This is a genomic window from Shinella sp. Sh6 (assembly GCF_055392685.1).
On sequence record NZ_AP044005.1, the window covers coordinates 549,612 to 576,070 of the forward strand.

Consider the following 26,459-nt stretch of genomic DNA (forward strand, 5'->3'; position numbering starts at 1 on the left):
GGGGCCTAGTTCGGCGCTTGGGTCGTGCCGGCGCGGTCTTTCCTTGAGGAGAAGATCGCGTGCAGGTTCGGGACGATGATGAATTCGCCGCCGCGCTTGACGAGGCAGCTTATGTAGTCGGCGCGCCAGCGCATGCCCACGCTCGGCGGCGCTTCGCTGGCAAGGCGCGGAAGCATGGTGACTTCGTTGACCTTGTCGGTGCGGATGCCGATCAGCGTCGGTTCGTCGTCGAGGTCGAGTTCGATGACGATGATGCGGCTGTCGATGGTGGTGTCCGTGGCGTCCATGCCGAAGGCGAGGCGGATGTCGGCGAGCGGGATCACCTTGCCGCGGAAGTTGATGACGCTGGAAACGAAGGGCTTGCTGCCGGGAACATGGGTTTCCGGCAGGAGATCGAGGATTTCCTGCACCACGATCGCCTCGATGGCGAAGGTCTCGCCGTTGAGGTTGAAGGTAAGGACGGACAGGTCCTCCTCCTCGCCCCAGATCGCGTCGTAGTCGATTTTCCGTGCTGCTTCGCTCATCCTGCCGCGCGCAATTGCGCCTCCTGGTGCTGGCCGGCTGCGACCAGGTGTGTGACGTCGAGGATCAGCGCGACGCTGCCGTCCCCGAGGATGGTCGCGCCCGAGAAGGTGGCGACGTCATGGTGCAGCTTGGACATGGATTTGATGACCGTCTGGTGGTCGCCGATGATCTGGTCGACGACGAGGCCCACCCGCTCGGCGCCCGTCGAGATGACGACCACCTTCTGGTGCGGATCGGGCTCGGTGCCGGTGCGGAAGAGCTCGCGCAATCTCAGGAACGGCACGAGGCTGTCGCGCAGCGAGATGAAGGAGCGCCCGCGCGAGCGCAGGTCGTCTTCGAGCGAGAGTTCCAGGCATTCCTCGACCGCCGAGAGCGGGATGACGTAGCACCCCTGCCCGACGCGCACGAGCAGGCCGTCGATGATGGCGAGCGTCAGGGGAATGCGCAGCGACACTTCCGAGCCGTCGCCGGGCTTGCTGGTGATATCGATCGCCCCGCGCAGCGCCTCCACCGTCTTCTTCACCACGTCCATGCCGACGCCGCGGCCGGAAAGGTTGGTGACGGTCTGGGCGGTGGAAAAGCCGGGCTGGAAGATGAGCTGCAGCAGCTCCTGGTCCATCAGCATCGCGCCCGGCTGGATGAGGCCGGAGGCCTCCGCCTTGGCGCGCACGCGCTCGCGGTTGATGCCGCGCCCGTCGTCCTTGATGGTGATGATGACCTCGCCGCCCGTCTGGTGCGCCGAGAGGATCACCTTGCCCTTCGGCTCCTTGCCGGCGGCGATGCGCTCCTCGGGCTTTTCCAGGCCGTGGTCGATGGAGTTGCGCACGAGATGGACGAGCGGATCGGCGAGCCGGTCGATGACCGTCTTGTCGACCTCCGTGCTCTCGCCCTCGGTGACAAGCTCGATCTCCTTGCCGGTCTCGCGCGAAAGATCGTGCACGAGGCGGCGGAAGCGGCTGAAGAGGCTGGCGACGGGCATCATGCGCAGCACCATCATCGTGTCGCGCAATTCGCCGGAAAGCCGCTCGATCTCTTCCGAGACGGAGCGAAGGCCGAGGTCCGCGGCCGTGCCGGCAAGCTGGGTGAGGCGCGACTGGGCGATGACGAGCTCGCCAACGCGGTCCATCATCTCGTCGAGCCGTTCGGCCGGAACGCGTACGTTCTCCGCCGACTTCGCCTGCTTGGAATCGCTCACGGCCTGCGCGGCCGGCGCCTCGCGCTCGGCGGGCTTTGCCGCGGGCGCTTCCACGGGGGCGGGAGCCGGCTCTTCGACGGCGATCTCGGTGATCTCCAGCTCCATATCGTCCATGACGAAGATGAAGACGTCCTCGATGTCGCTGCGCGGCTTTTCGCTCCTGAGCGTCACGTCCCAGGCAAGATGGATGTCGCGCGGGTCGAGCGCGGCAAGCACCGGCACCTTTGCGGCGTCCGCGACGATCCGGCATTCGCCGAGGTCGCGCATCTCGTCGAGAAGGCCGAGCGGGTTGGTGCCGTTCGCCATGGCATTGGCCGGCAGGCTGAAGCGGATGCGCCATTCGCGCAAGCCGCCGGCGGCTTGCGCGGCGGGCGCGGAAACCGCAGCGGCAGCCGCGACGGCCGGGGCAGGGGCGCCCGCGCCGCCGTTGACGGCCCGGTGCAGGTTGTCGAGCAGGGTCGCGCTCATCGCGTCGTGGTCGCCGTTCGGCGTTTCCAGCAGCGCGCGCATGTGGTCCTGCGCGGAAAGGACCGCGGAGACCAGTTCGTGCGTCGCGGGCACGTCGCCCTTGCGCACCCGATCGAAGGCGGTCTCGCAATGGTGGGTGAAGGCGGCCAGCGCGTCGAAGCCGAACATCGCGCCGGAGCCCTTGAGCGTGTGCAGCCCGCGGAACACGGCGTCGATCCGGTCGCGGTCGTCGAGGCTGCGCGTCAGGTCAAGAAGGCCGGACTCGATCTGTTCCAGCAGTTCGGCCGCTTCTGTCCGGAAGACGGAGATCGGGTCCGGGTTGCTCATTTTCCGAGGACCTTCCTGGCGATCTTGACGAGGCTTTCCGGATCGAACGGCTTGGTGAGCCAGCCCGTGGCGCCGGCGGCCTTTGCCTGCGCCTTCAGCTCGCCGTCGGATTCGGTGGTGAGGAAGATGACCGGCACGCCCGTATGCGCGGGCAGCTTGCGCAGCTCGCGGATCATGGTGAGGCCGTCCATGTTCGGCATGTTGAGGTCGGTGACGACGAGGTCGTATTCGCCGGCCTTCAGCTTGTTGAGGCCGTCGAGGCCGTCGACCGCCTCTTCCACCGTGTAGCCGGCATTGCCGAGCGTCACCCGCGTCGTCAGGCGGATGCTGGCGGAATCGTCGACGGTCAGGATTTTTGCGGTCATCAATTCTTCTCCTGATGCAACCAGAAATGTGCGGCCTCGGGCGTCATCGCGTCGAGGAAACCGCCACGCTTCAGCACGTCGTAAAGGTCGCCCGCGGCCGGGCGGGCAAGTAGAAGGCGGCCTTCGCCGGCTTCCGCCTGCTTGCGGGCGGACACGACGAGCTGCACGAAGCTGAGATCGACCTGTGCCTCTTCGTCGATATCAAGTACCGCGGTCGAATTATTGTTCATGAAGTCCAGGATCATCTCCCGGACAGCCGATATATTCTTGATCGTGAGCGACGCCGGTAAGGTTAACGGCGCGTCACCGGGCAGGGTGATGGACATGGCGGCCCCGGTAGTCCTTCTGACACAGAGTATTTCCCGCGTCAGAATCGCCGATCAGGTTTAATGAACGGTAAATCCCGGTTGAGTCTTTCAGCCCATGGTAGTCGGCGGGCAAGCGATGCAACACCTGACGTTACGGAAGGGAAATCAGATAAGCTATTATTTTTAAATAGTAATCTAAAAAGTTAGATATAAGTGATATCATTTATAAATCCCTAATTCTGAGGGTGCCTGCATCCCGCGGTAGAAGGGCCCGAACCGGGCTTGACAGGCCCCGTTTTACTTTATGAGAAATCGCGAATTTACTGGCCGTTACCTTGTTGCCCCATAGGCTTCGGCCAGGATTTCTTGCGGATGGGGTATGGCGTGTCAGGAGCAGCAAGCGTAGCGCGGGTGGAGCGGCAGACGGCGGAGACGGATCTCGTCTCGCGCCTCGAAGGCGCCCGGTCCCGCATCGAGCAGCGTTTCCTCGATGGTGGCGTCGTGCTCCTGTCCGTTCTGGACGTGCTGAACCGGCTGGTTGCATCGCTGGAGAACCTTTCCGGCTCGCTCGACGAGGAGACCGCCGCGGCGACGACCGGCCGGCTGACGGCCACCGTCGAGCGGCTCACCGCCCTGCCGGGCATCGAGGAGACGCGCCAGCAGCGTCTTGCCGCCGTCGCCGTTACCGAAAAGTCGCTCGGCGGCTACATCGCGACCATGCAGGAGACGCTGCGCTACCTGCGCACCTTCGCCACCACCGCCAAGATCACCGGCGCGGCCATTCCCGATTTCGCCGGTTTCGCTGAGGAGATCCTTGAGCGCATCCAGTTCGGCACGCGCGAGGTCAACGCGCTCGGCGCGAAGATTTCCACGCTCGCCGGCGTGATCGGCGCGGCCTCGGCCGGCGGCGGGGAGGCGCTGGAGCGCTTCCGCCGCAGCGTGCCCGATATCGCCGGCAACCTCTCGCGCAATGCCGCCGACCTCACCGGCCAGCGCCGCCATCTCTCGCAGCTTGCCGCCCGCGTCGGCACTTCCGCGCGCCAGGTGCAGGGCAAGGTCGCCACCACGCTCTCCTCCATGCAGATCGGCGACATCACGCGCCAGCGCATCGAGCATTGCCAGTCCGCCTTCGCCTTCCTCGACGAGTATCTTTCCGCCGGTACGCTGGACGGCGAGAGCGGCGAACGCCTCACGGCGCTCGTGCGCTGCCTCGTGCACGACCAGCTCGTGGAGATCGCCCGCGATTTCGAGCGCGAATGCAGGACGGTCGTCGGCACGATCCGCAGCTTCGGCGGGGATATCGATGCGTTGATGGCGCTGCACGGCGGCATGGATTCGGCCGATGGCCGCTCGGCGGACCGCGCCATGCGCACGCTGGAGGCCGATATCGCGGCCGCCCGCGCCGTGGTGCAGGAGATCGAGCTTGCCGCCGGCAAGGCCAACGCGCTCGGCTCCGGCACCGTCGAGACGGTGCAGGAACTCCTGAAGGGCGTGAAGACCATCCAGCTCGTGCGCACCGACATCCACTACATGGCGCTCAACACGAACCTGCGCTGCAGCAAGCTCGGCGAAGAGGGCAGGGCGATCAACGTGGTCACCGCGGAGCTGCGCACCTTCTCCGCCCAGCTCGACGAGACCGCCGAACACATCCTCGCCGCCCTCAAGTCGCTGGAGCTCGATGCCGGCAAGCTCGGCGAGGCGGGCGCGGCCGCCGGCGGCTCGCTCGACGCGCATCTCGAAGACGTGCTCGACCATATCCGCCGGGCGGGCGACCGCATGGAAGAGGACATGGCGGCGCTGCGCGCCTGCGGCGCGGACGTCTCGGCAAAGGCCGGCAAGACGATCGCCGACCTCGATTTCAATGCCGAACTTGGCGACGTGCTGGCCGACTGCGCGGCGCGTGCCGGCGAACTGACCGGCCCCGGCCTTCCCGAGACCGCCGGCCTCGAGGAGGCGATGGCCGAGCTCGGCGGGCGCATCGCGCGCACCTACACCATGGTCTCCGAGCGCGAGGTCCATGCCCGCCTCTTCGGCACGCCCGTGGATGCCCCGGCCGCCCCCGTCGCGGCCCAGAGCGACGACGAGCTTTTCGACGACGCCCTGTTCTGATCCGGCGTCTTCCCTCCGGTTTGCCTGAGGCATTTTCCCTATATTTTTGAAAATATAGCGCTGGCAAAGCCGCGAGCGTCGATATATTCAATGCAATATTACGATGCCGGAAGGCAGGAAAAGGGAGAACAGGAATGAACCGTCGTCTGCTTTTGAAACTGGTCGTCGCCGCCTTTGCCGCGCTGCCGCTCGCCCTGCCGGCCGCCGCCGCCGACAAGGTCACCGTCTTTGCCGCCGCGAGCATGAAGAACGCGCTCGATGCCGCCAATGCCGAATGGCAGAAGGAAACCGGCAACGAGACGACCGTCTCCTATGCCGCAAGCTCGGCGCTCGCCAAGCAGATCGAGGCGGCGGCCCCCGCCGATCTCTTCATCTCGGCAGACCTTGCCTGGATGGATTATGTCGCGGAAAAGAAGCTGATCAGGGAAGACACCCGCTCCAACCTCCTCGGCAACCGCATCGTGCTGATCGCCCCGAAGGACAAGGCAGAAAAGGTCGAGATCAAGGAAGGCTTCGACCTTGCCGGCCTTATCGGCGACGGCAAGCTCGCCATGGGCGCGGTCGATAGCGTGCCGGCCGGCAAGTACGGCAAGGCGGCGCTCGAAAAGCTCGGCATCTGGTCCTCGGTCGAAGGCAAGGTGGCCGGCGCCGAGAGCGTGCGCGCCGCGCTCGCCCTCGTCTCGCGCGGCGAGGCGCCCTACGGCATCGTCTACCAGACGGACGCCGCGGCCGATCCGGGCGTCGCCATCGTCGGCGCCTTCCCGGAAGACAGCCACCCGCCGATCATCTACCCGGTCGCCATCCTCGCCGATTCCAAGAGCCCGGCGGCGAGCGCCTATCTGGATTTCCTGAAGTCCGACAAGGCCGCGCCGTTCTTCACCGAGCAGGGATTTACCGTCCTGAAATAGGGCAGATTCGCGAAAGCCCCGGATACTAGCCTGATGGTGCTGATTGACGCTGATGGGGCTGTGGGTATCCGGGGCGCTGTGGGGCCCGGGGCATTGAGGGTATTGGGGCACCGAGACCCACCTCCTCTCCAACGTCATCCTCGGGCTTGACCCGAGGATCCACCGCCTCACCCGCGGCATGGATCCTCGGGTCAAGCCCGAGGATGACAGAGGCGAGAGGGAGGAGGGAGGCAGGAAACGGGAAGTAGGGAAGGGGGGCGCTTTACTCTTCCACCCGGCTCCGGATACCAGGGGCCATTCGCATTTCGAAGGAAGACGCATTGGACTGGCTGGCCTTGAGCGCGGAGGAATGGACGGCGATCCGGTTGAGCCTTCGGGTCTCGGCGGTGGCCGTGGTCGTCAGCCTGCCGCTCGGCATCCTCGTCGCGCTGGCGCTCGCGCGCGGGCGCTTCTGGGGCAAGTCGCTTCTGAACGGCATCGTCCACCTGCCGCTCATCCTGCCGCCGGTCGTCACCGGCTTCATCCTGCTCATCCTGTTCGGCCGGCGCGGGCCCGTCGGTTCCGTGCTCGACGAGTGGTTCGGCATCGTGCTGTCCTTCCGCTGGACCGGTGCGGCGCTCGCCTGCGGCGTCATGGGCTTTCCGCTGATGGTGCGCTCCATACGGCTCTCCATCGAGGCGGTGGATCGCAAGCTGGAGGAGGCGGCCGGAACGCTCGGCGCAAGCCCCCTCTGGGTCTTCCTCACCGTCACCCTGCCGCTCATCCTGCCCGGCGTCATCGCCGGCATGATCCTTTCCTTCGCCAAGGCCATGGGCGAGTTCGGCGCCACCATCACCTTCGTTTCCAACATTCCCGGCGAGACGCAGACCCTGTCGGCCGCCATCTACACCTTCACGCAGGTGCCGGGGGGCGACGCGGGGGCGCTGCGCCTCACCGTCGTCGCCATCGCCATCTCCATGGTCGCGCTGCTCGCCTCGGAAATCCTCGCCCAGCGCCTCGGCCGCAAGGTGCATCTCGAATGAGCCTCGTCGTCGACATCCGCCACAGGCTCGGCACCTTCGCGCTGGACGCCGCCTTCACCTCCGAGGGGGGCGTGACGGCTCTCTTCGGCCGCTCCGGCTCGGGCAAGACCTCGCTCGTGCGCATCATCGCCGGCCTTGCGCGCCCGGTCGAGGGCCGCGTGGTGCTCGACGGCGACGTGCTGGTCGATACCGCCCGCGGCCGCTTCGTGCCGCCGCACCGCCGCCGCTTCGGCTATGTCTTCCAGGAGGCGCGGCTCTTTCCGCATCTCACCGTGCGGCAGAACCTCCACTACGGCCGCTGGTTCCTGCCGAAGGGCGCGCGCACGGAAAACGCCGACCGCGTCATCGACCTCCTCGGCATCGCGGACCTCCTCGACCGCCAGCCGGCCAACCTTTCCGGCGGCGAGAAGCAGCGCGTCGCCATCGGCCGGGCGCTGCTCTCCTCGCCGCGCCTCCTCCTGATGGACGAACCGCTCGCCGCGCTCGACGAGGAGCGCAAGGGCGAGATCTTGCCCTATCTCCAGCGCCTGCGCGACGAGGCGGGCGTGCCCATCGTCTATGTCAGCCATTCGGTGGCCGAGGTGGCGCGCCTCGCCGACCGCGTCGTGCTGATGGCGGACGGGCGCGTCGAGGCCGTCGGCCCGGCCTCCGATGTGCTCGGCGGCCCGCGCCTTGCCTCCGCCGCCGACCGCCGCGAGGCCGGCAGCGTGCTTGCCGGCCATGTCGAGGCGCGCGATGCCGAGCACGGCCTTGCCGCGATCCGCCTTGCCGGCGGCGCGGCGATCCTCGTGCCGGGCGCGGCCGTCTCGCCCGGCGAGGCGGTGCGCCTTCGCATTCCCGCCCGCGACGTCATGGTGGCGACGGTGCGCCCGGAAGGCCTCAGCGCCCTCAACATCCTCGATGGGGTCATCGACGCCATCGAACCGGACGGGGAGGGCATGGCGAGCCTTTCCATTGCCTGCGGCGGCGATCACGTCCGCGCCCGCATCACGGCGCTCTCGGTCGAACGCCTCGGCCTTGTCACCGGCAAGCCGGTGCACGCCGTCATCAAGACGGTGGCGCTGGAATAGATCAGTCCGAAAGGTTGGCGACGATCCAGCCGATGTCGTCCGCAAGCGCCGCCTGCGCCTTTTCTTCCATGGCGTGATAGTGGGCGATCAGCGCCTCGCCGAAGGGCGTCAGCAGCGCGCCGCCGCCCTGCTTGCCGCCGCGCTGGGATTCCACCACCGGCTGGCGGAACATCCGGTTCATCTCGTCGACGAGCAGCCAGGCCCGGCGATAGGACATGTCCATGGCCCGCCCGCCGGCAGAGATCGAGCCGGTCTCCTTGATATGCGAAAGCAGCTCTATCTTGCCGCGCCCGATTCGCCCCTCCGGCTCGAACTGGAGCCGGAAGATGAGTTTCGGTTCGATTTTGGCGGCTGCTGGCATGAAACTGGGCCCGTCATGGATGAGGGGCCCAGATATAACAGCGTTTTCAAGCGGGGAAAGGTCAGGCGGTGCGCTTCAATGCATCGCCGAGGATCGAGACGATATCCTCGAAGTGCTTCTTCTCGGCGATCAGCGGCGGCGAGAAGGCGATGATGTCGCCGGTGACGCGGATGAGCAGGCCCTTCTCGAAGCAATCGACGAAGACGTCGTAGGCGCGCGCGCCCGGCTTGCCTTCGCGCGGGGCAAGCTCGATGCCGGCGATGAGGCCGATCGTGCGGATGTCGATGATGTGCGGCAGGCCCTTCAGCGAGTGCATCGCGGCATGCCAGTCGTCCTGCAGGTCGGCAGCCCGGGTGAAAAGGCCCTCGTCGCGGTAGATGTCGAGCGTGGCAAGGCCGGCCGCGCAGGCCGCCGGATGGCCCGAATAGGTGTAGCCGTGGAAGAGTTCGATGGCGTTTTCCGGGCCCTGCATCAGCGCGTCATGCACCTTGCGGCTGGAGAAGACCGCGCCCATCGGGATCGCGCCGTTGGTCAGCCCCTTGGCGGTGGTCACGATATCCGGCGTCACGCGGAAATAATCGGTGGCGAAGACGGCACCGAGGCGGCCGAAGCCGGTGATGACCTCGTCGAAGATGAGGAGGATGCCGTGCCTGTCGCAGATCGCGCGCAGCTTTTCGAGATAGCCCTTCGGCGGGATCAGCACGCCCGTCGAGCCGGCAACGGGCTCCACGATGCAGGCCGCGATGGTTTCCGCGCCATGCAGGCCGACGAGCCGTTCCAGGTCGTCCGCAAGGTCCGCGCCGTGCTCGGGCTGGCCCTTCACATAGGCGTTCTTCGAAAGGTCGTGCGTGTGGCGCAGGTGGTCGGAGCCGGGAAGCTGCGGGAAGACGCGGCGGTTGGAGACGATGCCGCCGACCGAGATGCCGCCGAAGCCGACGCCGTGATAGCCGCGCTCGCGGCCGATGAGGCGCGTGCGCGTGCCCTGGCCGATGGCGCGCTGGTAGGCGATGGCGATCTTCAGCGCCGTGTCGACCGATTCGGAGCCGGAGCCCGTGTAGAACACGCGGTCGAGCTTGGCGCCTTCCGGGCCGGGCGCGATCTCGGCAAGGCGCTCGGCAAAGTCGAAGGCGATGGGATGGCCCATCTGGAAGGAGGGCGCGAAATCCATCTGCGTCAGCTGCCGCTCGACGGCGGAGGCGATCTGCCGGCGCCCGTGCCCGGCATTGACGCACCAAAGGCCCGCCGTGCCGTCGAGCACCTGCCGGCCGTCGGCGCTGGTGTAGTACATGCCTTCGGCGGCGGCCAGCAGGCGCGGCGCGGCCTTGAACTGGCGGTTGGCGGTGAAGGGCATCCAGTAGCTGTCGAGCACCGGCGCGTTGGGCTTGTTGTGAACGTTCATGACAGAACTCCTCTCGTTAAAATGATTGACGCCATGATTTGCCAAAGCGAACAAGTCCTTTTCTTGTTGACGGCAAGCGTTTGAAAAGAAAGGATATGGGAGAGGCGATTTTCGCTATTTCGAACATCTGGAACACGAGGATGTCATGTCCGTCGATATCGGTGGCAGGCTGCGCCACCTGCGCATGGCCCACAATCTCTCCCAGCGCGAGCTCGCCAAGCGCGCGGGCGTCACCAATTCGACGATCTCGCTGATCGAATCGAACGCCTCCAATCCCTCGGTCGGGGCCTTGAAGCGCATCCTCGACGGCATCCCCATCGGCCTTGCCGAATTCTTCGCCTTCGAGCCCGACCGCCCGAAGAAGGCCTTCTACCGGGTGGACGAGCTGACGGAGATCGGCAAGGGCGGCATTTCCTACCGCCAGGTGGGCGACAACCTCTTCGGCCGCAGCCTGCAGATCCTGAAAGAATGCTACCAGCCGGGCGCCGACACCGGAAAGGTGCCGCTGGTCCACGACGGCGAGGAGGGCGGCATCGTGCTCTCCGGCCGGCTCGAGGTGACGGTGGACGACGAGCGCCGCGTCCTCGGCCCGGGCGATGCCTATTATTTCGAGAGCCGCCGGCCGCACCGTTTCCGCTGCGTCGGGCCGGTGCCCTGCGAGGTCATCAGCGCCTGCACGCCGCCGACCTTCTGAAAGAGAAAAGCCCGCCGGTGGGCGGGCTTTCGGGGCAGGGCCGGTCAGGCCTGCGAATTGTCTTCCACCGGCGCGCCGGGGCCGTTCTTCTTGATCGAATCGATGGCGTTCTGCGCGCTAGCCTTGCTCGCATAGCCCTCGGTCGAGAACATCACTTCGCTGTTATACTTGAAGCGAACCCGGTATTCGCCAGCCTTGTCCTTGTAGATCTCGAACTTGTGGGCCATGGGCTTCTCCCTCCGGCAAGTGTGAATCGTGCGGTTGCACCGTGCCAGCAGAGCAAATCGCTGGCAAGTCTCCGGCCGCAGGATTTATACCTTCCTCAGGCCGCTTTCCTTTTCCGAAGGCCGATGAAGGTGACGGCGCCGGCGGCAAGGCCGTAAAGCACCCACATGAACGGCAGGAGATCGGCCGTCTCGCTGCGGATCGGCAGCACGGCCACGGTGCCGGGAGACGATTCGTAACCGGCCTTTCCTTGCGCCTTCGCATCGGCGATCTGCCGGGGAGAAACCTCCCATTCCGCGCCGCGCCAGGTGTCGTAAGCCATCTTGCCGCCGCCGACGGCGAGGGCGACGAGGGCGGAGAGGAGAAGGTTTCGGGTCATCGACATCGTTGTTTTTTCTTCTGATTTTCGCGGAAGGACATAGGCGGCGGGCGAAGCGAAGGCAAGCGGCAAGCCCACACGCCTGGCGTGCGAAGGAGGGTTTCATTAACCATGTTCTGCCAAAAGAAGGGGATGGCGGCTCCTGGAGGTGACGATGGCGTCGAGACCCTGGATTGCGGCAACGGTCGTTGCCGCCTTCATCCCCGCACCGGCCCTTGCCGACGATACGGGCTTTTTCGCCGGCCTCGACCTTTCCGGCGGAACGGCCTTCGGCTCCTCCGGCACGACGGACGGCGGCGCGCCCTGGGCGGGCGGCGGCGTGGTCGGCAACGTCAAGTTCCATGGCGCCGTCGGGATCGGCGGCGAGATCGGCTACAGGTTCGATCCTGCCCTGTCCGCATTCGTCAGCTACCGGCACGGCCAGGGAGGCGTGAACTGGGACGTGGACTTCCCCGCCTTCGGCATCGTTTCCAGCTTCGAGGGCACCGCCGTCAGCGACACCGTCATGGCGAACCTCGGCTACGATTTCGCGCTTTCCGGCGACACGATCCTCAGGGCCTCGGCCGGGGTGGGGCTCTCGTTCAACACCCTTTCCGACGTGGTGGAGAAGGACGGGGCATCGGGCCTGTTCCTCGCCGACATCGCCGGGCACACCCATGTCAGCCCCGCGGCCCAGCTCGGCGCCGGGATCCGGCACAGGCTGGCACCAAGCGCAATCCTCGGCCTCGACGCCGCGCTCAGCTACAACGGCGGCTTTGCGACGGGCACCACGAGAAGCGGCAACCTCGGCGTCACGCCGATCAATCCCTACGGGATCGACGACGTCTGGCGCGCAAACATCGGCGCATCGCTGCGCTTCGAATTCTAAGCCCCCGCCTCATCGCCGAACACGGCCTGCCGCGCCGGATTGCCGATAGCTCGCGTTGTGGGGTCGCGGCTACGAGAATCCGCAGGATGCGCAAGCGCATCGGACAGCCGGAAACGGCTGATATTTCTGCTGAATTCTATGAAGGGAGAATTGGCTGGGGAACCTGGATTCGAACCAAGATTAACGGAGTCAGAGTCCGTCGTTCTACCGTTGAACTATTCCCCAGCATGGCTGGTTCCGGCTGGGCCGGTGCCTGTGAGGCGGGCTTATAAACAAAAGGCGGCGAGATGCAAATGGTTTTTTCGGGAAAAATTGCATCGGCCGTTTCGCAGGGTTGGGCGTCGCCGGTCGGCCGCAAAAAGAATTTGGCGAAAGGGCCGGGCGCTGGTAATGTCGGGACAACGAAGATCGAGAGAGCGCCTGCTTGCAGCAATTTGAGCTTTGCGCGGCGCCATAGGCAGTAACGTGAACGACCCCGACAGCGGCGAAAAGCCGCCCGTTTCCGGGGCGCAAGATGCGGGCAATGCGGGGCGGCCGAAGCGGTCGCGCCGCCGCAAGGGAAAGCAGAAGGGCGCCATGAGTCCCTCTGCCGCCCAGCCGTCCGCAGGCCAGGCAGCCGGTTCGTCCGGCCTTGCCGAGCGCCCCCAGGCCGTCCCCGGCGGCACTACCGCGCGCCGCAACAAGCGCCGCAAGCACGGCAGGAGTGCCGGCGGCGAGAACGTGCGCCCGCTCGCGCCCGTCGGCCAGCGCGAGACGCTTCAGCAGGACCAGCACCACGGCGAAGGCCGCAAGGCGCGCCGCAAGCATCGCGGCCGCAAGGCCGCCGCACGCGCCGCTTCGCCCGCCGCCGAGGCCGGCATCGCGGTCGCCGCGCCCGTCGCCCCGCCTCGGCCCGCCCACCAGCCCGAACAGCCCCGGCGCGATTTCGCTTCGCAGCCGCGCAGCGGCGAACGGGACGGCTACGACGCGCCGCTCTATGCCGCGCTCGACCTCGGCACCAACAATTGCCGCCTGCTGGTCGCCCAGCCGACGCGGCCGGGCCAGTTCCGCGTCGTCGACGCCTTCTCGCGCATCGTGCGGCTCGGCGAGGGCCTTGCGGCGAGCGGCCGGCTTTCCGACGAGGCGATGGACCGCTCCGTCGAGGCCCTGCGCATCTGCGCGGCCAAGCTGAAAAACCGCAACATCCGCCGTGCCCGCCTCATCGCCACCGAGGCCTGCCGCGCGGCGGAGAACGGCGAGACCTTCCTCCAGCGCGTGAAGGAAGAGACGGGGCTGGAGCTCGAGATCATCAACCGCGAGACCGAGGCGCGGCTTGCCGTTTCCGGCTGCTCCTCGCTGGTCGGGCGCGAGGCGAAATCCGTCGTGCTCTTCGATATCGGCGGCGGCTCGTCGGAGATCGCGGTCATCCGCATCGGCGAGAACCGCTCCAGTCGCCTTGCCAACCACATCACCCACTGGACCTCGCTTCCGGTCGGCGTCGTCACGCTCTCCGAGCGCCATGGCGGGCGCGACGTGACGCCGGAGAGTTTTGCGGGCATGGTCTCGGAAGTCGAGGGCATGCTGGCGAATTTCGATTGTCCCGGCGATGTCGTCCATGCGCCTGAGGACTTCCACCTCATCGGCACGTCCGGCACGGTGACGACGCTTGCGGGCGTCCACCTCGACCTGCCGCGCTACGACCGCCGCCGGGTCGACGGCGTGTGGCTCTCCGACGACGAGGTCACGGCCATGCAGGCGCGCCTGCTCTCCTGGGATTTTTCGGCCCGCGCGGCCAATCCCTGCATCGGGCCGGACAGGGCGGACCTCGTGCTTGCCGGCTGCGCCATCCTGGAGGCGATCCGCAAGCGCTGGCCTTCGCGCCGCATGCGCGTCGCCGACCGCGGCTTGCGGGAAGGCCTGCTCACGGACATGATGGCCGATGACGGCGTCTGGCGCCGCGGCCGCCACCGCCGCAACCATCGCGGCGGCCACCGCAACCCGGCAAAGCCCGAAGGACAGGCGTGATGACCAAGCCCCCCATCGGCGGCAACCGCACCGGCCGCAAGCTCGGCCAGAAGGTCAAGAAGACGAAGCTCAAGGCCTCCTCCCGCCGCTGGCTGGAGCGCCACATCAACGATCCCTACGTGCAGCGCGCGAGGCTCGAGGGCTATCGTGCCCGCGCGGCCTTCAAGCTGCTGGAGATCGACGAGAAGCACAATATCCTTTCCGGCGCACGGCGCATCATCGACCTTGGCGCGGCGCCGGGAAGCTGGTCGCAGATCGCCGCCAAGGTGACCGATTCGACGGATGCCGACCCGCGCGTCGCCGCCATCGACTTCCTGGAGATGGACCCGCTGCCGGGCGTCACCATCCTCCAGATGGACTTCCTCGATCCCGAGGCTCCGGAAAAGCTGATCGAGGCGGTCGGCGGCACGCCCAACCTCGTCATCTCCGACATGGCCGCGCCCACCACCGGCCACCGCCAGACGGACCATCTGCGCACCATGCACCTGTGCGAGGTCGCCGCGCATTTCGCCATCGAGGTGCTGGCCGAGGGCGGGCATTTTCTCGCGAAGACCTTCCAGGGCGGCACGGAACGCGACCTCCTCAACCTGCTCAAGCAGAATTTCCGGCAGGTCATCCATGTGAAGCCCGGCGCCTCGCGCGCCGAATCGGTGGAGATGTTCCTGCTCGCCAAGGGCTTCAAGGGCCGCAAGGCCCGGGAAGAGGCAGAGCCGGCGGACGAGGAAGCCTGATGCTGCTCTATACCACCGTCGGCACCAACGATCTCGAACGCGCCGGCCGCTTCTACGATGCCGTGCTGCCGCTCATCGGCTATCGCCGGCAGAAGCAGGCGCCGGGCGAGATCGGCTATGCGGCGGACGAGGACGTGCGCTGCCGCTTCTGGGTGGTGGAACCCTTCAACCGGGAGCCGGCGACCTTCGGCAACGGCGTCACCATCGCCTTCGACGCGCCGACGCGCGCTTCCGTCGACGCCTTCCACGCCGCCGCCCTTGCCGCGGGCGGGACGGACGAAGGCGCACCGGGTCTGCGCCCCTTCCACGCCAGCTTCTACGCCGCCTTCATCCGCGACCACGACGGCAACAAGCTCGTCGCTGTGTGCGAGAGGGCGGAATAGCCGCGCTCCCCTCTTCAACCTGTCTATTTCACCGCCGCCGTTTCCTCCCGCTGCATCGCCATGCGATGGCCGGAGACGGAGGCGCCGGCGTTCTTTGCCATGGCGAGGAAGGGAAGGATGGCGGTCAGCGTCAGGGCCGAGATCACCATGAAGGCGATCTGGAAATCCTTCAGTTCCAGCCCGGTGCCGGTCAGCGCGTTCTCGATCTCCAGGATGGAGCCGGCGACCGCCACGCCGAGCGCCAGGCTGATCTGCTGGAGCACCGCACTCATCGAGGTCGCCTTGCTGGCGTCGGCATCGGGGATGTCGGCGAAGGAGAGCGCGTTGACGCTGGTGAAGAAGAAGGAGCGGGCAAAGCCGGCGACGAGCAGCACGCCCGCCATGAACCAGAAGGGCGTTGACGGCGTGAAGAGGCCGTTGACGAAGGTCAGCACCGCTCCGCAGACGCTGGCGACGAGCAGTGTCGTGCGGAAGCCGGCGAAGACCAGCACCCGCTTTGCGATGACCTTGGTGGTGATCGCGCCGATCGCGCCGGTGAAGGTGACGAGGCCGGACTGGAAGGGCGAGAGGCCGAAGCCGACCTGCAACATCAGCGGCATCAGGAACGGCACGGCGCCGACCGAGATGCGGAACAGCGTGCCGCCGATGGCCGCGGCGCGGAAGGCGCTGTCGCGGAAGAGCTTCAGGTCGAGCAGCGGCGTCGGATGGCGCCGGGCATGGCGGACATAGAGCACGCCGCAGAGGAGCCCCACGGCCGTGGCGACGACGCCGATGATCGGCGGCAGCGCCGGCAGGCTGACGACGGAAAGGCCGAACATGGTGCCGGAGGCGGCGATCGCGCTGAGGAAGAAGCCGAGCCAGTCGAGCGGCGGCGGCGCGGCGGCGCGGATTTCCGGCAGGTAGATGCCCGACAGGATATAGCCGACGATGCCGACCGGCACGTTGACGAGGAAGATCCAGTGCCAGGAGAAATAGGTGGTGATGAAGCCGCCGAGCGGCGGGCCGGCAAGCGGGCCAACGAGGGCGGGAATGGTCAGGAGCGCCATGGCCGAGACGAGCTCGGAGCGCGAGGTGCTGCGCACCAGCACGAGGCGCGCCACGGGCGTCATCATCGCCCCGCCCATGCCCTGCAGGAAGCGCGAGACGACGAAGGCGACGAGGCTGTTGGCCACCGCGCAGAGGATGGAGCCGGCGATGAAGACGAGGATGGCGAGGCGGAAGATGCGCTTTGCCCCGAACCTGTCCGCCATCCAGCCGGAGAGCGGAATGAAGGTGGCGAGCGAGACCATGTAGGCCGTCAGCGCCAGCTTCAGCGTGATCGGCCCCACGCCGAGGTCGGCGGCGATCGCCGGCAGCGAGGTGGAGATCACCGTGGAATCCATCTGCTCCATGAAGAGCGCGACGGCCAGGATGAGGGGTACGAGACGGTTCATCGGCAAATCGGGTCCGCGGCCCCGTGCGGGCCGGCCCGTCTTCTGCGCCCCTTGCCGCGATCTGTCAAACCGCGAGGATTTGCCGCCGCCATCACAAGCCCGTGATGCGGGCGTGCCCGCGCCGCACGCGTGCCCTAGATGGAACCGTGGCATCGCGCCGCCGACGGCGCCGTCACGAAAGAGGAAAGAGCCATGGACGACCCTTCCACGATCTCGCGCCGGTCCTTGTTTCTGGCCGCCGGTGCCGGCACATTGGCCGCCCCGCTGGTGTTCTCCCGCACGCCGGCCCTTGCCCGATCCGCCGAGGACACCACGGACATGCGCATGAGCCCCATCGAGATCCGCAGCTTCAAGCTCGGCAGCTTCCGAATTCTCGCGGTGCGCGACGGCATGCGCGCCTCCGGCAATCCGGGCGAGACCTACGGCATCGGCCAGCCCGCCGAGGCGGTGGGCAGGCTGCTTGAGGACAATTTCCTGCCCGCGGGCAGCTTCGTCAACAGCTTCACCCCGGCGCTGGTCGATACCGGCGCGGAGGTCGTGCTGTTCGACACCGGCATGGGCGAGGGCGGGCGGCAGGCCGGCATGGGCCGGCTTCGCGAGGGGCTGAAATATGCGGGCTATACGCCGGACCAGATCTCCGTCGTCGTCCTCACCCACATGCACGGCGACCATATCGGCGGGCTGATGGAAGGCGGCAAGCCGGCCTTCCCGAATGCGCGCTACGTCGCCGGCCGCACGGAATACGATTTCTGGGTCAATCCGGAGCGCATGGGCACGCCCGCCGAGCAGGGCCACCAGGGCGTGCTCGCCAAGGTGCAGCCGCTTGCCGAGCGGCTCAGCTTCATCGAGGACGAGGGCGCGGTCGTGCCCGGCATCACCGGTCACGATGCCTTCGGCCACACGCCCGGCCACATGATCTTCCGCGTCGAATCGGAGGGCAGGGCGCTGATGCTGACGGCCGACACCGCAAACCACTACGTGCTCTCGCTGCAGCGGCCGGCCTGGGAAGTGCGCTTCGACATGGACAAGGCCGCCGCGGCAGCGACGCGCAAGCGCGTCTTCGACATGATCGCCACCGACCGCCTCGCCTTCCTCGGCTACCACATGCCCTTCCCGGCCATCGGCTTTGCGGAAAAGGCGGGCGAGGGGTTTCGCTTCGTGCCGGTGAGCTATCAGTTCGATATGTGAACGGCGCGGTCCTGCGATTGCCCCTCATCCGCCTGCCGGCACCTTCTCCCCGCAGGCGGGGAGAAGGGGACTTGAAGCAAGGCGGTGCTAGATCGTCCTTCGCCCCGCTTGCGGGGAGAAGGTCGCGGCAGCGGGATGAGGGGCAATCGCCGTGGGCCCTTATGGGCAAGCCACTTCTACCCATTTTCCTATTCCCAATCCGTCATGAACGTGTTACCAGCCCTCGCCAACTTCCAAGAATTTCTTGCAAGCGACCGAGGTGGACAGCTCCCAAAGTTCCCCTTGGTGCGTAAGCTTTACCCTCAAAGGAACTTGGCCCATGGCGCGCATCATCGAAACGGCAACCGGACTCGAAGCCCTGACCTTCGACGACGTCCTCCTGCAACCCGGCCACTCCGAGGTCATGCCGGGCCAGACGAACATCGCGACCCGCATCGCCCACGATTTCGAACTGAACCTGCCGATCCTCTCCTCCGCCATGGACACGGTGACGGAAAGCCGCCTTGCCATCGCCATGGCCCAGGCCGGCGGCCTCGGCGTCATCCACCGCAACCTGACGCCCGCCGAGCAGGCCGAGGAAGTGCGCCAGGTCAAGAAGTTCGAGAGCGGCATGGTCGTCAACCCGGTGACGATCGGCCCCGACGCCACGCTTGCCGATGCGCTGTCGCTGATGAAGGCGCACGGCATTTCCGGCATCCCGGTCGTCGAGAACGGCGGCGCAGGCAAGGCCGGCCGCCTCGTCGGCATCCTGACCAACCGCGACGTGCGCTTCGCCTCCGACCCGTCGCAGAAGATCTACGAGCTGATGACGCGGGAAAACCTCATCACGGTGAAGGAGACGGTCGACCAGCAGGAAGCCAAGCGGCTCCTCCACCGCCACCGCATCGAGAAGCTGCTGGTGGTCGACGGCGACGGCCGCTGCGTCGGCCTCATCACGGTCAAGGACATCGAGAAGTCGCAGCTCAACCCCAACGCCTCGAAGGACGCGCAGGGCCGCCTTCGCGCCGCCGCCGCCATCTCCGTCGGCGACGACGGCTTCGAGCGCGCCGAGCGCCTCATCGACGCCGGCGTCGACCTCATCGTCGTCGATACCGCGCACGGCCATTCCCAGCGCGTGCTGGATGCCGTCGCCCGCGTGAAGAAACTGTCGAACTCGGTGCGCATCATGGCCGGCAACGTCGCCACGGCCGACGGCACCAAGGCGCTGATCGATGCCGGCGCGGACGCCGTCAAGGTCGGCATCGGCCCGGGCTCGATCTGCACGACCCGCATCGTCGCCGGCGTCGGCGTGCCGCAGCTCGCCGCTATCATGGGCTCGGTCGAGGCGGCGCAGGCCTCCGACATCCCGGTCATCGCCGACGGCGGCATCAAGTTCTCCGGCGACCTTGCCAAGGCGATTGCCGCCGGCGCCTCGGCCGTCATGGTCGGCTCGCTGCTCGCCGGCACGGACGAGAGCCCGGGCGAGGTCTTCCTCTACCAGGGCCGCTCCTTCAAGGCCTATCGCGGCATGGGCTCGGTCGGCGCGATGGCGCGCGGCTCGGCCGACCGCTATTTCCAGGCGGAAGTGCGCGACACGCTGAAGCTGGTGCCGGAAGGCATCGAGGGCCAGGTGCCCTACAAGGGTCCCGTCTCGGGCGTGCTGCACCAGCTCGCCGGCGGCCTCAAGGCCTCCATGGGTTATGTCGGCGGCAAGGATCTCAAGGACTACCAGGAGAAGGCGACCTTCGTTCGCATCTCCGGCGCGGGCCTTCGCGAAAGCCACGCCCACGACGTCACGATCACCCGCGAGAGCCCGAATTATCCGGGCGCCGTCTGAGGTCGCCAAAGGCCCCCGCCACCCTCTGGAATGCCCGGCTTTGCCGGGCATTTTCGCTTTCGGACGGCCTCTGATTCCCGTTCCGTTTTTTCGTCTTCGCGCATAAGATGAAATGTCGGCAATCTCGCCGGCCAACTGGGGGACATCATGAGGAAGATACTGGCTGGCGCCCTGCTGGGCCTGGGGCTGATCGCGCCTGCGCAGGCGCAGACGGTCAATGCCGGCACCTACGACGTGGAGGGGACGAACCTCGACGGTTCGGCCTATGGCGGCACGGCGACGATCACGCTGACGAGCGAGACGACCTGCGCGATCGAATGGCAGACCGGCTCGACCACGTCCAACGGCATCTGCATGCTTTACGACAACGCCTTCGCCGCCGCCTATGTGCTGGGCGATGCCGTCGGCCTCGTCGTCTACGAGGTGAACGACGACGGATCGCTGCACGGCGCCTGGACGATCAGCGGCAAGGACGGCTCGGGCACGGAAGTCCTGACGCCGCAATAGGACGGGCCGCCTTCGGCTTGTCGCCGGTACGGTATCCACTTTTCCCCGAAATGCTTTATGCATGCGGTCGAAACGACAAGCCGAAGGATCGCCATGTCTCCCACTGAAGCCACCATCTGGCCGATGATCGCGCATGTCGCGCTGGTCGTTGTCCTTTATCTTCTCCTGTCCGCGCGCCGGATGCGGGCGGTGCGGGAAGGGCGGGCGCGGCCCGAGCAGTTCCGCGAAAACCGCGAGGAGCCGGCCGACAGCCTCCTGGTGCGCAATTCCATCGCCAACCAGTTCGAATTGCCGATGCTCTTCTATGCGGTGAGCATCCTTCTCTATCTCGTCGATGCGGACAATCCCGTGACGGTGGCGGGCGGCTGGCTGTTCGTGGCGCTGCGCTATGCTCATGCCTATGTGCATGTCACCAGCAACCGCCTGCGCTACCGGCGCCCGCTCTTCATTGCGGGAATGCTGGTCCTCGTCCTCCTGTGGGTCTGGCTTGCCGTGTGGCTGGCGCTCACCTGACCGGCGGTAACGCAGAAGTGTTGGGCGCCCCTCTGCGGCCGGCCTATCTTATCCTCCGGCCAGGCAACCGGAGGAACCGCCATGGACAAGTCGCAGATCACGCAGGCGATGATCGATGCCTATGACGAATACACCCACCTGACGCTCGACCGCCGCCGCTTCATGGAGCGCCTGACGGCGCTGGCCGGATCGGGCGCGGCCGCCGCGGCCATCGCGCCCCTGCTGGCCGCCAGTTCCGCAAGCGCCGAGATGATCGCCGCGGACGACGCGCGCCTCAACGCCCGCGATGTCGTCTATGGCGGCAGTTCCGGCGAGATGAAGGGCTACCTCGTCCGCCCGAAGGACGAGACGGGGCCGCTCGGCAGCGTCATCGTCATCCACGAGAACCGCGGCCTCAACCCGCATATCCGCGATGTCGCCCGCCGCATGGCGCTCGAAGGCTTCATCGCGCTCGCGCCCGATTTCCTCTCGCCCTCCGGCGGTACGCCGGACGACGAGGACAAGGCGCGCGACATGATCGGCAAGCTCGACCCGGCGGTGACGGTCGCCGACGCCGAGGCCAGCCTGCAGTTCCTCGCGGGGCTCGACGGGGCGAACGGCAAGGTGGGCGCTATCGGCTTCTGCTGGGGCGGCGGCTTGGTCAACCGCCTCGCCACGAAGTCGCCGGAGCTCAAGGCGGCCGTCGCCTACTACGGCGCGCAGCCGCCCGCAAAGGATGTGCCGGCTATCAAGGCGGCGCTGCTCTTGCATTATGCCGGCCTCGACGAGCGCATCAACGCGGGGATCGACGCCTATCGCAAGGCATTGGAGGAAAACGGCAAGACCTTCGAGATCCACGTCTACGACGGCGCCAACCACGCCTTCAACAACGACACCTCCGCCGCCCGCTACGACAAGGCCGCCGCCGACCTCGCCTGGCAGCGCACGGTGGCGTTTCTGAAGAAGAATATCGGGTGATCGGTGGGAGAGAGCGTCTCCAACCGCGCAGCAACGGATCGCCTCATGCGGGCGGCGGGAGAAAAGTTCATCGGGGGAAACTATTTAATATGAGATCACATGATATGGGTGGCGTCCTTTGCGGTGGACGTCTCCCCGGCAGCCGGGCGCTTGAAAGTAAATGAGAAAAGCCGTCATTTTTGCCTCGCTACCGATCCTGATTTTATTTTCTTCATATGCCGGCGTTGGGAAGCGTAAATACGACTACCGTTCAGCTCAGATGGATGCGAGTTCGGCTTTTGCAAGAACCGTCGCTGATTTATGCGATATTGAACCGAAGAAGATCGAGATAAGATCGGTAATGCTTACTATCAACGAGGATGGCGCGGGCTATTATTATTCGGCAAAGGCAGACGTTTTCGCCGATGGGGGAAGTGGCAAGATTTACGGGGAGGTCTATAATACATTGAGCATATTCGGATATAAACTGAACGGGACGGATGTTACCGGGATAGATTTCCACTGTCACAAAATTTAGCAACGGATGGAAAGGCACGGGCGGCTGATCCTCCTCCCGCGCCCCTCATCCGCCTGCCGGCACCTTCTCCCCGCAAGCGGGGCGAAGGGGGTATGCCGCGCCCCTTTCCCCAGGCAAAATCCGTTCATAGGGCACGTCCCCTCTCCCCGCTTGCAGGGAGAGGGTTAGGGTGAGGGGCAATCCTCAATAGCGGGAGCGGGTAGGGGAATGGCCAAGGCGCTTTCACGTCGGGTCCCTCTCACCACCCCGGCAGGATCTGGTTGGGTCGCAGGCGCGGGATGCGGGGGAAGACCTTCACTTCCGCCTCGGGCAGGTCGTCGGCGGCGGTCAGCGGCGTGATGTTGTCGAGGCACGCGCTGATATGGCTGGTGATGGCGTTGGAGAGCGAGGGCGAAAGGCCCGGCCGCCGCATGATGCCGATCTGCACCGGGGCGAGCGGCGGAAAGCCGTCGGCCTGCGTCAGCACCTTCATGCCGGGCCGGAGCGCCGATTCCGGCAGCACCGAGACCGCCATGCCGGCCATCACCGCCGCCGCGACGACGGTGGACGACCAGCTCGTGAACAGGACCTGGTAGTCGCGCCCGACCGAATCGAGCGCCGCGCAGGCGATCTGCCGCCACTGGCAGTCGCGCCGGCCGACGGCGAGCGGCACCGGGGCGTTTTCCGGCAGGGGATGGTTCGCCGACATCACCCAGCACAGCGGCTCCGTGCGCACCACGTCGGACTGGCGCTGGCGCGGATTGTGGGTGACGAGCGCGATGTCGAGCTCGCCCTTGGCCATCTTCTCGGCAAGGTCCACCGAGGGCTCGCAGACGATGAACAGCTCGACATTCGGATGTGTCTTGGCGAACCGCATGATGATTTCCGGCATGTAGCGGTCGGCATAGTCGTCCGGCGTGCCGATGCGCAGCAGGCCCTCGAGGCGGTTGTCGTCGAAGGCGGCGATGGCCTCGTTGTTGAGCCGCAGCATCCGGCGGGCATAGTTGAGCAGCCGGTCGCCCTCGGCGGTCAGCCTGTTGCCGCGTCCGTCCTTCATGAAAAGCTGCTTGCCGATGCGTTCTTCCAGCCGGCGCATCTGCATGGAGACGGCCGACTGGGTCTTGAAGACCCGTTCGGCGGCCCGCGTGAAACTTCCCGTATCTGCAATCGCGACGAAGGTCTGGAGCTGGTCGATGTCTAACGGAGCGGACATGGCGATACTCATAAGATTGTTTGATCGATACTATTAGAAACATTCGTTGGACTGATCAATGGCTTTCTGCGAAAAAGGGATTGTTGAACGATTGTCCCTACGGAAACCGTTCGACGGGATCTGCCGCTTCGCCCCGACCTCCCGGTGGGCGGCTCTTCTTGCACCAGACCTTGAGCAGTCGCCCGTCCCTGCGGGCGGCATACGATTACGGGCATTGCGCGAAACCCCACCGCAGCATGGTGGATCGCCGGGCCGGAAAGGAGAAATGCCATGCGCATGATCGACCGCAGAATGGAAATCGACGCGCCCGCAACGCGCCGTGCGGCCCCCGGCCTCTTCGAGCGCGTCCGCAACGGGGCTTACAAGTTTGTTCGCGCATGGCAGAACCGCCGCGCCGTCAACCGCCTCAGCGAGCTCGACGATCACCAGCTCTTCGACATGGGCCTGTGCCGCAGCGATATCCAGGATGTCCGCTCGGCCGCCTTCGTCGCCGATGCCGGCCTGCACCTGACCATCGTCTCGCGCGAGAGGGCCCGCCGCCACCTGCGCACCGGCCGCATGGATTGATTTCCCGCGGCGCCGCCCTACCTCCCGGGGCGACGTCCCACTTCCCCGCAGGGTGAGAGCCAATAGCCCTGCCGCTTGCCCGGCGTGCGACTCCCAAGGTCCGCGTCGGGCTTTTTCGTCTCAGGCTTTCGGGCCGCCCTGCATGGTCTCGAAGATCGTCTCGATGTTGCGCTGGTAGTCCTTTTGCATCTCCAGCCCCGTGTCGAACATCGTGTTGACGAGGGTCTTCAGCGAATCCGCCGGCGTTCCTTCCGGTGCGTCCGGCTTTTCCGCCGCCGCGGGCTGGCCCGCCATGCCGGCCATCATGTCCTGGAAGGCCTTTGCGAAAGGATTGTCGGTGAAGGGGTTGGCGGGCGCTTCCTTCTTCGTGCCGAAGAATTCCTGCGCGGCCTGCGTGAAGGGATTGTCGAAGGGGTTGGCCGGCTCCGGCTTCTTCGCAAAGCCCGTCGCCTCGGCCCATTGCTGCATCATGTCGGCGAAGGGATTGGCGGACGTCGTGCCCGCCCCGGCGCCGGGAAAGAAGGGTGCGAGCGTCTGCTTGAAGAGGCCGCCCATCAGCGCGCTCGCCATGACGGGGAGCATCTGTTTGTAGATCTCCTGGCCGATACCGGTCATCTGCGCGGCCTGCGCGGCGATGGCGCGGGAGACCTCCTTGTTGCCGAAGAGATGGCCGAGGATGCCGTTGCCCTCCGCCATGCCCTGCGGCGTGAAGGCCTTGCCGATATCCTCGAAATACTTGGCGTGCTCGCCCGTCGTCAGCGCCTTCATGAAGGCGGCGAGGTCATAGGGGTTGGCGGCGTTGCGCTTGAAGCCCTCGGAGAAGGCCGGCATCAGCGCGGCCACGGCCTTGGCCGCCTGTTCCTGCGCCAGGCCGAACTGCCGCGCCATCGCCTCGACGGCGTTGCCGTTCTGGGCCTGCATCATCATCTCGTAAAGCGAAAGCATGGCCGTCTCCCGTTTGCAGGCATGTGATTGCACTATAACGGGAATTTCGGCCGCGCAAACCGCTTTCTTCAGGGCGGCTCAGTACTGGTATTCGGAAAAGACCGGCTCGACCGAGCGGTTCCAGCGGCCCTCGTAGAGCGCCAGCATGTCCTCGGCGAGCGTCGCCTTCTTGGCCAGCACCTCTTCGAGCGGGGCGAGGAAGACGGTCTCGTCGACGCCGTCGCCGTTGACCTTCGCACGGGCGGCAAGGCCCTGGCGGGAGATCGCAAGCACCTCGCGGCCGATGTCGAACAGCGGCTTGCCGCGGAATTCGGCCTTGAGGCCTTGCGCCGGCACGGCGTCGCGCAGCGCCGAGACCTCCGCGACGGTCCAGTCGCGCGTCAGCCGCTCGGCGGCATCGAGCGCGCCGTCGTCATAAAGAAGGCCGACCCAGAAGGCGGGCAGCGCGCAGATGCGCCGCCACGGGCCGCCGTCCGCCCCGCGCATTTCCAGGAAGCGCTTGAGACGCACGTCGGGAAAGAGGGTGGACAGATGGTTCGTCCAGTCGCCGAGGTTCGGTTCCCAGTCGGCGATCTTGCCCTTCAGCGCGCCGGCCATGAACTGGCGGAAGGTGATGTCCGTGCAGTCGCGGTACTTGCCGTCGCGCACGACGAAGTACATCGGCACGTCGAGCGCCCATTCGGCATAGTCGGCAAAGCCGAAATCGGGGGCGAAGGCGAACGGGATGAGCCCGGAGCGGGCATTGTCCGTGTCGCGCCAGATGTCGCCGCGCCAGGAGAGAAGGCCGTTGGGCTTGCCGTCGGTGAAGGGCGAGGAGGCGAAGAACGCGGTCGCCAGCGACTGCAGCTTCAGCGAGACCTGCATCTTGCGGCGCATGTCGGCCTCGGAGGAGAAGTCGAGGTTCACCTGGATCGTGCAGGTGCGGTACATCATGTCGAGGCCCTTGGTGCCGACCTTCGGCATGTAGCGGGTCATGATGTCGTAGCGGCTCTTGGGCATGCGCGGCGTTTCGGCCAGCGTCCATTTCGGGCTGCCGCCCATGCCGAGGAAGCGGATGCCGAGGGGCTCTGCGACCTCGCGCAGCGTGGCAAGGTGCTGGTTGGATTCCTTGCAGGTCTGGTGCAGGTTTTCCAGCGGCGCTCCGGAAAGCTCGAACTGGCCGCCCGGCTCCAGCGAGATCGCGCCCATGCCGGACGGCTCGGCAAGGCCGATGATGTTCTCGCCGTCCATGATCGGGTCCCAGCCGGTCTTCCCGCGCATGCCGTTCAAGAGGGCCGAGATGCTGGCCTCGCCGAAATAGGGGACGGGGCTGTTGTCCGCCGTAAAGAAGACGAATTTCTCATGCTCGGTGCCGATGCGGAATTTCTCCTTCGGCTTGCAGCCGGCGGCGAGGTATTCCGCCATGTCCGCGAGCGAGCGGATCGGCGTCTGGTCGGTGGTATCACGGGCCATGGGCGTCTTCTTCTGAACGGATGGTGCCCGG

General features: G+C 66.4%; 28 protein-coding genes and 1 tRNA gene. 16 read left to right on the forward strand and 13 right to left on the reverse strand.

The genetic code is table 11. The annotated features are described in order from the left end of the window. Nucleotides 1-5: 5 nt before the first annotated feature. Genes ACZ5TO_RS02555 through ACZ5TO_RS02570 form a run of 4 tightly spaced genes read right to left on the reverse strand, consistent with a single transcriptional unit; the run spans nucleotide 6 to nucleotide 3,206 of the window. Entirely contained in the window at nucleotides 6-524 is a 519-nt protein-coding gene (locus ACZ5TO_RS02555) for a chemotaxis protein CheW (protein ID WP_184146723.1), read from the reverse strand. After that, the gene (locus tag ACZ5TO_RS02560; RefSeq protein WP_464799429.1) at nucleotides 521-2,515 is read right to left on the reverse strand and encodes a chemotaxis protein CheA; all 1,995 of its coding nucleotides are present in this window, start codon (nucleotides 2,513-2,515) and stop codon (nucleotides 521-523) included. Before ACZ5TO_RS02560 ends, ACZ5TO_RS02555 begins: the two co-directional genes overlap by 4 nt. After that, nucleotides 2,512-2,880: a response regulator gene (locus ACZ5TO_RS02565; protein WP_184146727.1), complete on the reverse strand. Its 369-nt coding sequence runs from the start codon at nucleotides 2,878-2,880 to the stop codon at nucleotides 2,512-2,514. Before ACZ5TO_RS02565 ends, ACZ5TO_RS02560 begins: the two co-directional genes overlap by 4 nt. After that, entirely contained in the window at nucleotides 2,880-3,206 is a 327-nt protein-coding gene (locus ACZ5TO_RS02570) for an STAS domain-containing protein (protein ID WP_184146729.1), read from the reverse strand. Before ACZ5TO_RS02570 ends, ACZ5TO_RS02565 begins: the two co-directional genes overlap by 1 nt. A gap of 366 nt (nucleotides 3,207-3,572) precedes the next feature. Between ACZ5TO_RS02570 and ACZ5TO_RS02575 the strand changes: the two genes are divergently transcribed. From ACZ5TO_RS02575 to modC, 4 genes are all read left to right on the forward strand, one after another. After that, the gene (locus ACZ5TO_RS02575; protein WP_464799430.1) at nucleotides 3,573-5,297 is read left to right on the forward strand and encodes a chemotaxis protein; all 1,725 of its coding nucleotides are present in this window, start codon (nucleotides 3,573-3,575) and stop codon (nucleotides 5,295-5,297) included. Nucleotides 5,298-5,431: 134 nt separating this feature from the next. Continuing rightward, the gene (gene modA, locus ACZ5TO_RS02580; protein WP_464799431.1) at nucleotides 5,432-6,205 is read left to right on the forward strand and encodes a molybdate ABC transporter substrate-binding protein; all 774 of its coding nucleotides are present in this window, start codon (nucleotides 5,432-5,434) and stop codon (nucleotides 6,203-6,205) included. A 320-nt stretch (nucleotides 6,206-6,525) separates the two neighbouring features. Next, nucleotides 6,526-7,227 (forward strand): molybdate ABC transporter permease subunit, encoded by a 702-nt coding sequence (gene modB / locus ACZ5TO_RS02585; protein WP_464799432.1) that lies wholly within the window; start codon nucleotides 6,526-6,528, stop codon nucleotides 7,225-7,227. After that, entirely contained in the window at nucleotides 7,224-8,297 is a 1,074-nt protein-coding gene (gene modC, locus ACZ5TO_RS02590) for a molybdenum ABC transporter ATP-binding protein (protein ID WP_464799433.1), read from the forward strand. The genes modB and modC overlap by 4 nt, the downstream gene beginning before the upstream one ends. Nucleotide 8,298: 1 nt before the next feature. Here modC and ACZ5TO_RS02595 read toward each other — a convergent pair whose 3' ends face one another. Beyond that, nucleotides 8,299-8,658 (reverse strand): winged helix-turn-helix domain-containing protein, encoded by a 360-nt coding sequence (locus tag ACZ5TO_RS02595; protein ID WP_184146739.1) that lies wholly within the window; start codon nucleotides 8,656-8,658, stop codon nucleotides 8,299-8,301. A 61-nt stretch (nucleotides 8,659-8,719) separates the two neighbouring features. Continuing rightward, the gene (gene aptA, locus ACZ5TO_RS02600; protein ID WP_464799434.1) at nucleotides 8,720-10,057 is read right to left on the reverse strand and encodes an omega-aminotransferase AptA; all 1,338 of its coding nucleotides are present in this window, start codon (nucleotides 10,055-10,057) and stop codon (nucleotides 8,720-8,722) included. Between the two features lie 145 nt (nucleotides 10,058-10,202). Here aptA and ACZ5TO_RS02605 point away from each other — a divergent pair, with 145 nt between their 5' ends. Further along, the gene (locus ACZ5TO_RS02605) at nucleotides 10,203-10,751 is read left to right on the forward strand and encodes a cupin domain-containing protein (protein ID WP_464799435.1); all 549 of its coding nucleotides are present in this window, start codon (nucleotides 10,203-10,205) and stop codon (nucleotides 10,749-10,751) included. Nucleotides 10,752-10,795: 44 nt separating this feature from the next. Here ACZ5TO_RS02605 and ACZ5TO_RS02610 read toward each other — a convergent pair whose 3' ends face one another. Both ACZ5TO_RS02610 and ACZ5TO_RS02615 read right to left on the reverse strand, forming a co-directional pair. Further along, a complete protein-coding gene (locus tag ACZ5TO_RS02610; protein ID WP_184146745.1) occupies nucleotides 10,796-10,978 on the reverse strand; it encodes a YegP family protein in 183 nt (60 codons plus the stop codon). 95 nt (nucleotides 10,979-11,073) lie between these two features. Continuing rightward, complete coding sequence (locus ACZ5TO_RS02615) at nucleotides 11,074-11,361, reverse strand: hypothetical protein (protein ID WP_464799436.1); 288 nt, start codon at nucleotides 11,359-11,361, stop codon at nucleotides 11,074-11,076. Nucleotides 11,362-11,509: 148 nt separating this feature from the next. Between ACZ5TO_RS02615 and ACZ5TO_RS02620 the strand changes: the two genes are divergently transcribed. Continuing rightward, nucleotides 11,510-12,223 carry a hypothetical protein gene (locus tag ACZ5TO_RS02620; RefSeq protein WP_464799437.1) on the forward strand — a complete coding sequence of 238 codons (714 nt, stop codon included), beginning with the start codon at nucleotides 11,510-11,512 and terminating at the stop codon, nucleotides 12,221-12,223. Between the two features lie 151 nt (nucleotides 12,224-12,374). On the opposite strand, the gene ACZ5TO_RS02625 is transcribed toward ACZ5TO_RS02620, so the two are convergent. After that, nucleotides 12,375-12,448: transfer RNA gene (locus tag ACZ5TO_RS02625), tRNA-Gln, on the reverse strand. 351 nt (nucleotides 12,449-12,799) lie between these two features. Here ACZ5TO_RS02625 and ACZ5TO_RS02630 point away from each other — a divergent pair. The 3 genes from ACZ5TO_RS02630 to ACZ5TO_RS02640 are packed head-to-tail and all read left to right on the forward strand — an operon-like array spanning nucleotide 12,800 to nucleotide 15,341. Next, the gene (locus ACZ5TO_RS02630; protein WP_464799438.1) at nucleotides 12,800-14,227 is read left to right on the forward strand and encodes a Ppx/GppA phosphatase family protein; all 1,428 of its coding nucleotides are present in this window, start codon (nucleotides 12,800-12,802) and stop codon (nucleotides 14,225-14,227) included. Beyond that, a complete protein-coding gene (locus ACZ5TO_RS02635) occupies nucleotides 14,227-14,958 on the forward strand; it encodes an RlmE family RNA methyltransferase (RefSeq protein WP_184146753.1) in 732 nt (243 codons plus the stop codon). Before ACZ5TO_RS02630 ends, ACZ5TO_RS02635 begins: the two co-directional genes overlap by 1 nt. Then, nucleotides 14,958-15,341 carry a VOC family protein gene (locus ACZ5TO_RS02640; protein WP_464799439.1) on the forward strand — a complete coding sequence of 128 codons (384 nt, stop codon included), beginning with the start codon at nucleotides 14,958-14,960 and terminating at the stop codon, nucleotides 15,339-15,341. The genes ACZ5TO_RS02635 and ACZ5TO_RS02640 overlap by 1 nt, the downstream gene beginning before the upstream one ends. Nucleotides 15,342-15,364: 23 nt before the next feature. Here the strand turns inward: ACZ5TO_RS02640 and ACZ5TO_RS02645 are convergent, their stop codons facing one another. Next, the gene (locus ACZ5TO_RS02645; RefSeq protein ID WP_464799440.1) at nucleotides 15,365-16,774 is read right to left on the reverse strand and encodes a DHA2 family efflux MFS transporter permease subunit; all 1,410 of its coding nucleotides are present in this window, start codon (nucleotides 16,772-16,774) and stop codon (nucleotides 15,365-15,367) included. A gap of 192 nt (nucleotides 16,775-16,966) precedes the next feature. Here ACZ5TO_RS02645 and ACZ5TO_RS02650 point away from each other — a divergent pair, with 192 nt between their 5' ends. The 6 genes from ACZ5TO_RS02650 to ACZ5TO_RS02675 all read left to right on the forward strand — a co-directional run bounded on the left by ACZ5TO_RS02650 (nucleotide 16,967) and on the right by ACZ5TO_RS02675 (nucleotide 22,272). Next, complete coding sequence (locus ACZ5TO_RS02650; protein WP_464799441.1) at nucleotides 16,967-17,962, forward strand: MBL fold metallo-hydrolase; 996 nt, start codon at nucleotides 16,967-16,969, stop codon at nucleotides 17,960-17,962. Nucleotides 17,963-18,281: 319 nt separating this feature from the next. Further along, a complete protein-coding gene (guaB, locus tag ACZ5TO_RS02655) occupies nucleotides 18,282-19,778 on the forward strand; it encodes an IMP dehydrogenase (protein WP_184146761.1) in 1,497 nt (498 codons plus the stop codon). Nucleotides 19,779-19,925: 147 nt separating this feature from the next. Next, nucleotides 19,926-20,285: a hypothetical protein gene (locus ACZ5TO_RS02660; protein WP_184146763.1), complete on the forward strand. Its 360-nt coding sequence runs from the start codon at nucleotides 19,926-19,928 to the stop codon at nucleotides 20,283-20,285. 93 nt (nucleotides 20,286-20,378) lie between these two features. After that, nucleotides 20,379-20,798 (forward strand): MAPEG family protein, encoded by a 420-nt coding sequence (locus tag ACZ5TO_RS02665; RefSeq protein WP_184146765.1) that lies wholly within the window; start codon nucleotides 20,379-20,381, stop codon nucleotides 20,796-20,798. 81 nt (nucleotides 20,799-20,879) lie between these two features. Continuing rightward, complete coding sequence (locus tag ACZ5TO_RS02670; protein WP_464799442.1) at nucleotides 20,880-21,755, forward strand: dienelactone hydrolase family protein; 876 nt, start codon at nucleotides 20,880-20,882, stop codon at nucleotides 21,753-21,755. Between the two features lie 160 nt (nucleotides 21,756-21,915). After that, nucleotides 21,916-22,272, forward strand: coding sequence for a hypothetical protein (locus ACZ5TO_RS02675; protein WP_184146769.1), 357 nt, complete (start codon nucleotides 21,916-21,918; stop codon nucleotides 22,270-22,272). Between the two features lie 238 nt (nucleotides 22,273-22,510). Here ACZ5TO_RS02675 and ACZ5TO_RS02680 read toward each other — a convergent pair whose 3' ends face one another. After that, a complete protein-coding gene (locus ACZ5TO_RS02680; RefSeq protein WP_184146771.1) occupies nucleotides 22,511-23,464 on the reverse strand; it encodes a LysR substrate-binding domain-containing protein in 954 nt (317 codons plus the stop codon). A gap of 276 nt (nucleotides 23,465-23,740) precedes the next feature. On the opposite strand from ACZ5TO_RS02680, the gene ACZ5TO_RS02685 reads away from it, so the two are divergent. Beyond that, on the forward strand, nucleotides 23,741-24,031 hold the full coding sequence (locus tag ACZ5TO_RS02685; protein ID WP_184146773.1) for a DUF1127 domain-containing protein: 291 nt from the start codon (nucleotides 23,741-23,743) through the stop codon (nucleotides 24,029-24,031). Nucleotides 24,032-24,151: 120 nt separating this feature from the next. Here ACZ5TO_RS02685 and ACZ5TO_RS02690 read toward each other — a convergent pair whose 3' ends face one another. Then, the gene (locus tag ACZ5TO_RS02690) at nucleotides 24,152-24,976 is read right to left on the reverse strand and encodes a DUF937 domain-containing protein (RefSeq protein ID WP_464799443.1); all 825 of its coding nucleotides are present in this window, start codon (nucleotides 24,974-24,976) and stop codon (nucleotides 24,152-24,154) included. 78 nt (nucleotides 24,977-25,054) lie between these two features. Further along, nucleotides 25,055-26,428, reverse strand: coding sequence for a glutamate--cysteine ligase (locus ACZ5TO_RS02695; RefSeq protein WP_464799444.1), 1,374 nt, complete (start codon nucleotides 26,426-26,428; stop codon nucleotides 25,055-25,057). Nucleotides 26,429-26,459 lie beyond the last annotated feature (31 nt).

Coding starts and splice junctions, on each gene's coding strand:
- ACZ5TO_RS02555 (WP_184146723.1), bottom strand. CDS start 524: ATGAGCGAAGCAGCACGGAAAATCGACTACGACGCGATCTGGGGCGAG.
- ACZ5TO_RS02560 (WP_464799429.1), bottom strand. CDS start 2,515: ATGAGCAACCCGGACCCGATCTCCGTCTTCCGGACAGAAGCGGCCGAA.
- ACZ5TO_RS02565 (WP_184146727.1), bottom strand. CDS start 2,880: ATGACCGCAAAAATCCTGACCGTCGACGATTCCGCCAGCATCCGCCTG.
- ACZ5TO_RS02570 (WP_184146729.1), bottom strand. CDS start 3,206: ATGTCCATCACCCTGCCCGGTGACGCGCCGTTAACCTTACCGGCGTCG.
- modA (WP_464799431.1), top strand. CDS start 5,432: ATGAACCGTCGTCTGCTTTTGAAACTGGTCGTCGCCGCCTTTGCCGCG.
- modC (WP_464799433.1), top strand. CDS start 7,224: ATGAGCCTCGTCGTCGACATCCGCCACAGGCTCGGCACCTTCGCGCTG.
- ACZ5TO_RS02595 (WP_184146739.1), bottom strand. CDS start 8,658: ATGCCAGCAGCCGCCAAAATCGAACCGAAACTCATCTTCCGGCTCCAG.
- aptA (WP_464799434.1), bottom strand. CDS start 10,057: ATGAACGTTCACAACAAGCCCAACGCGCCGGTGCTCGACAGCTACTGG.
- ACZ5TO_RS02605 (WP_464799435.1), top strand. CDS start 10,203: ATGTCCGTCGATATCGGTGGCAGGCTGCGCCACCTGCGCATGGCCCAC.
- ACZ5TO_RS02610 (WP_184146745.1), bottom strand. CDS start 10,978: ATGGCCCACAAGTTCGAGATCTACAAGGACAAGGCTGGCGAATACCGG.
- ACZ5TO_RS02615 (WP_464799436.1), bottom strand. CDS start 11,361: ATGTCGATGACCCGAAACCTTCTCCTCTCCGCCCTCGTCGCCCTCGCC.
- ACZ5TO_RS02620 (WP_464799437.1), top strand. CDS start 11,510: ATGGCGTCGAGACCCTGGATTGCGGCAACGGTCGTTGCCGCCTTCATC.
- ACZ5TO_RS02630 (WP_464799438.1), top strand. CDS start 12,800: ATGAGTCCCTCTGCCGCCCAGCCGTCCGCAGGCCAGGCAGCCGGTTCG.
- ACZ5TO_RS02635 (WP_184146753.1), top strand. CDS start 14,227: ATGACCAAGCCCCCCATCGGCGGCAACCGCACCGGCCGCAAGCTCGGC.
- ACZ5TO_RS02640 (WP_464799439.1), top strand. CDS start 14,958: ATGCTGCTCTATACCACCGTCGGCACCAACGATCTCGAACGCGCCGGC.
- ACZ5TO_RS02645 (WP_464799440.1), bottom strand. CDS start 16,774: ATGAACCGTCTCGTACCCCTCATCCTGGCCGTCGCGCTCTTCATGGAG.
- ACZ5TO_RS02650 (WP_464799441.1), top strand. CDS start 16,967: ATGGACGACCCTTCCACGATCTCGCGCCGGTCCTTGTTTCTGGCCGCC.
- guaB (WP_184146761.1), top strand. CDS start 18,282: ATGGCGCGCATCATCGAAACGGCAACCGGACTCGAAGCCCTGACCTTC.
- ACZ5TO_RS02660 (WP_184146763.1), top strand. CDS start 19,926: ATGAGGAAGATACTGGCTGGCGCCCTGCTGGGCCTGGGGCTGATCGCG.
- ACZ5TO_RS02665 (WP_184146765.1), top strand. CDS start 20,379: ATGTCTCCCACTGAAGCCACCATCTGGCCGATGATCGCGCATGTCGCG.
- ACZ5TO_RS02670 (WP_464799442.1), top strand. CDS start 20,880: ATGGACAAGTCGCAGATCACGCAGGCGATGATCGATGCCTATGACGAA.
- ACZ5TO_RS02675 (WP_184146769.1), top strand. CDS start 21,916: ATGAGAAAAGCCGTCATTTTTGCCTCGCTACCGATCCTGATTTTATTT.
- ACZ5TO_RS02680 (WP_184146771.1), bottom strand. CDS start 23,464: ATGTCCGCTCCGTTAGACATCGACCAGCTCCAGACCTTCGTCGCGATT.
- ACZ5TO_RS02685 (WP_184146773.1), top strand. CDS start 23,741: ATGATCGACCGCAGAATGGAAATCGACGCGCCCGCAACGCGCCGTGCG.
- ACZ5TO_RS02690 (WP_464799443.1), bottom strand. CDS start 24,976: ATGCTTTCGCTTTACGAGATGATGATGCAGGCCCAGAACGGCAACGCC.
- ACZ5TO_RS02695 (WP_464799444.1), bottom strand. CDS start 26,428: ATGGCCCGTGATACCACCGACCAGACGCCGATCCGCTCGCTCGCGGAC.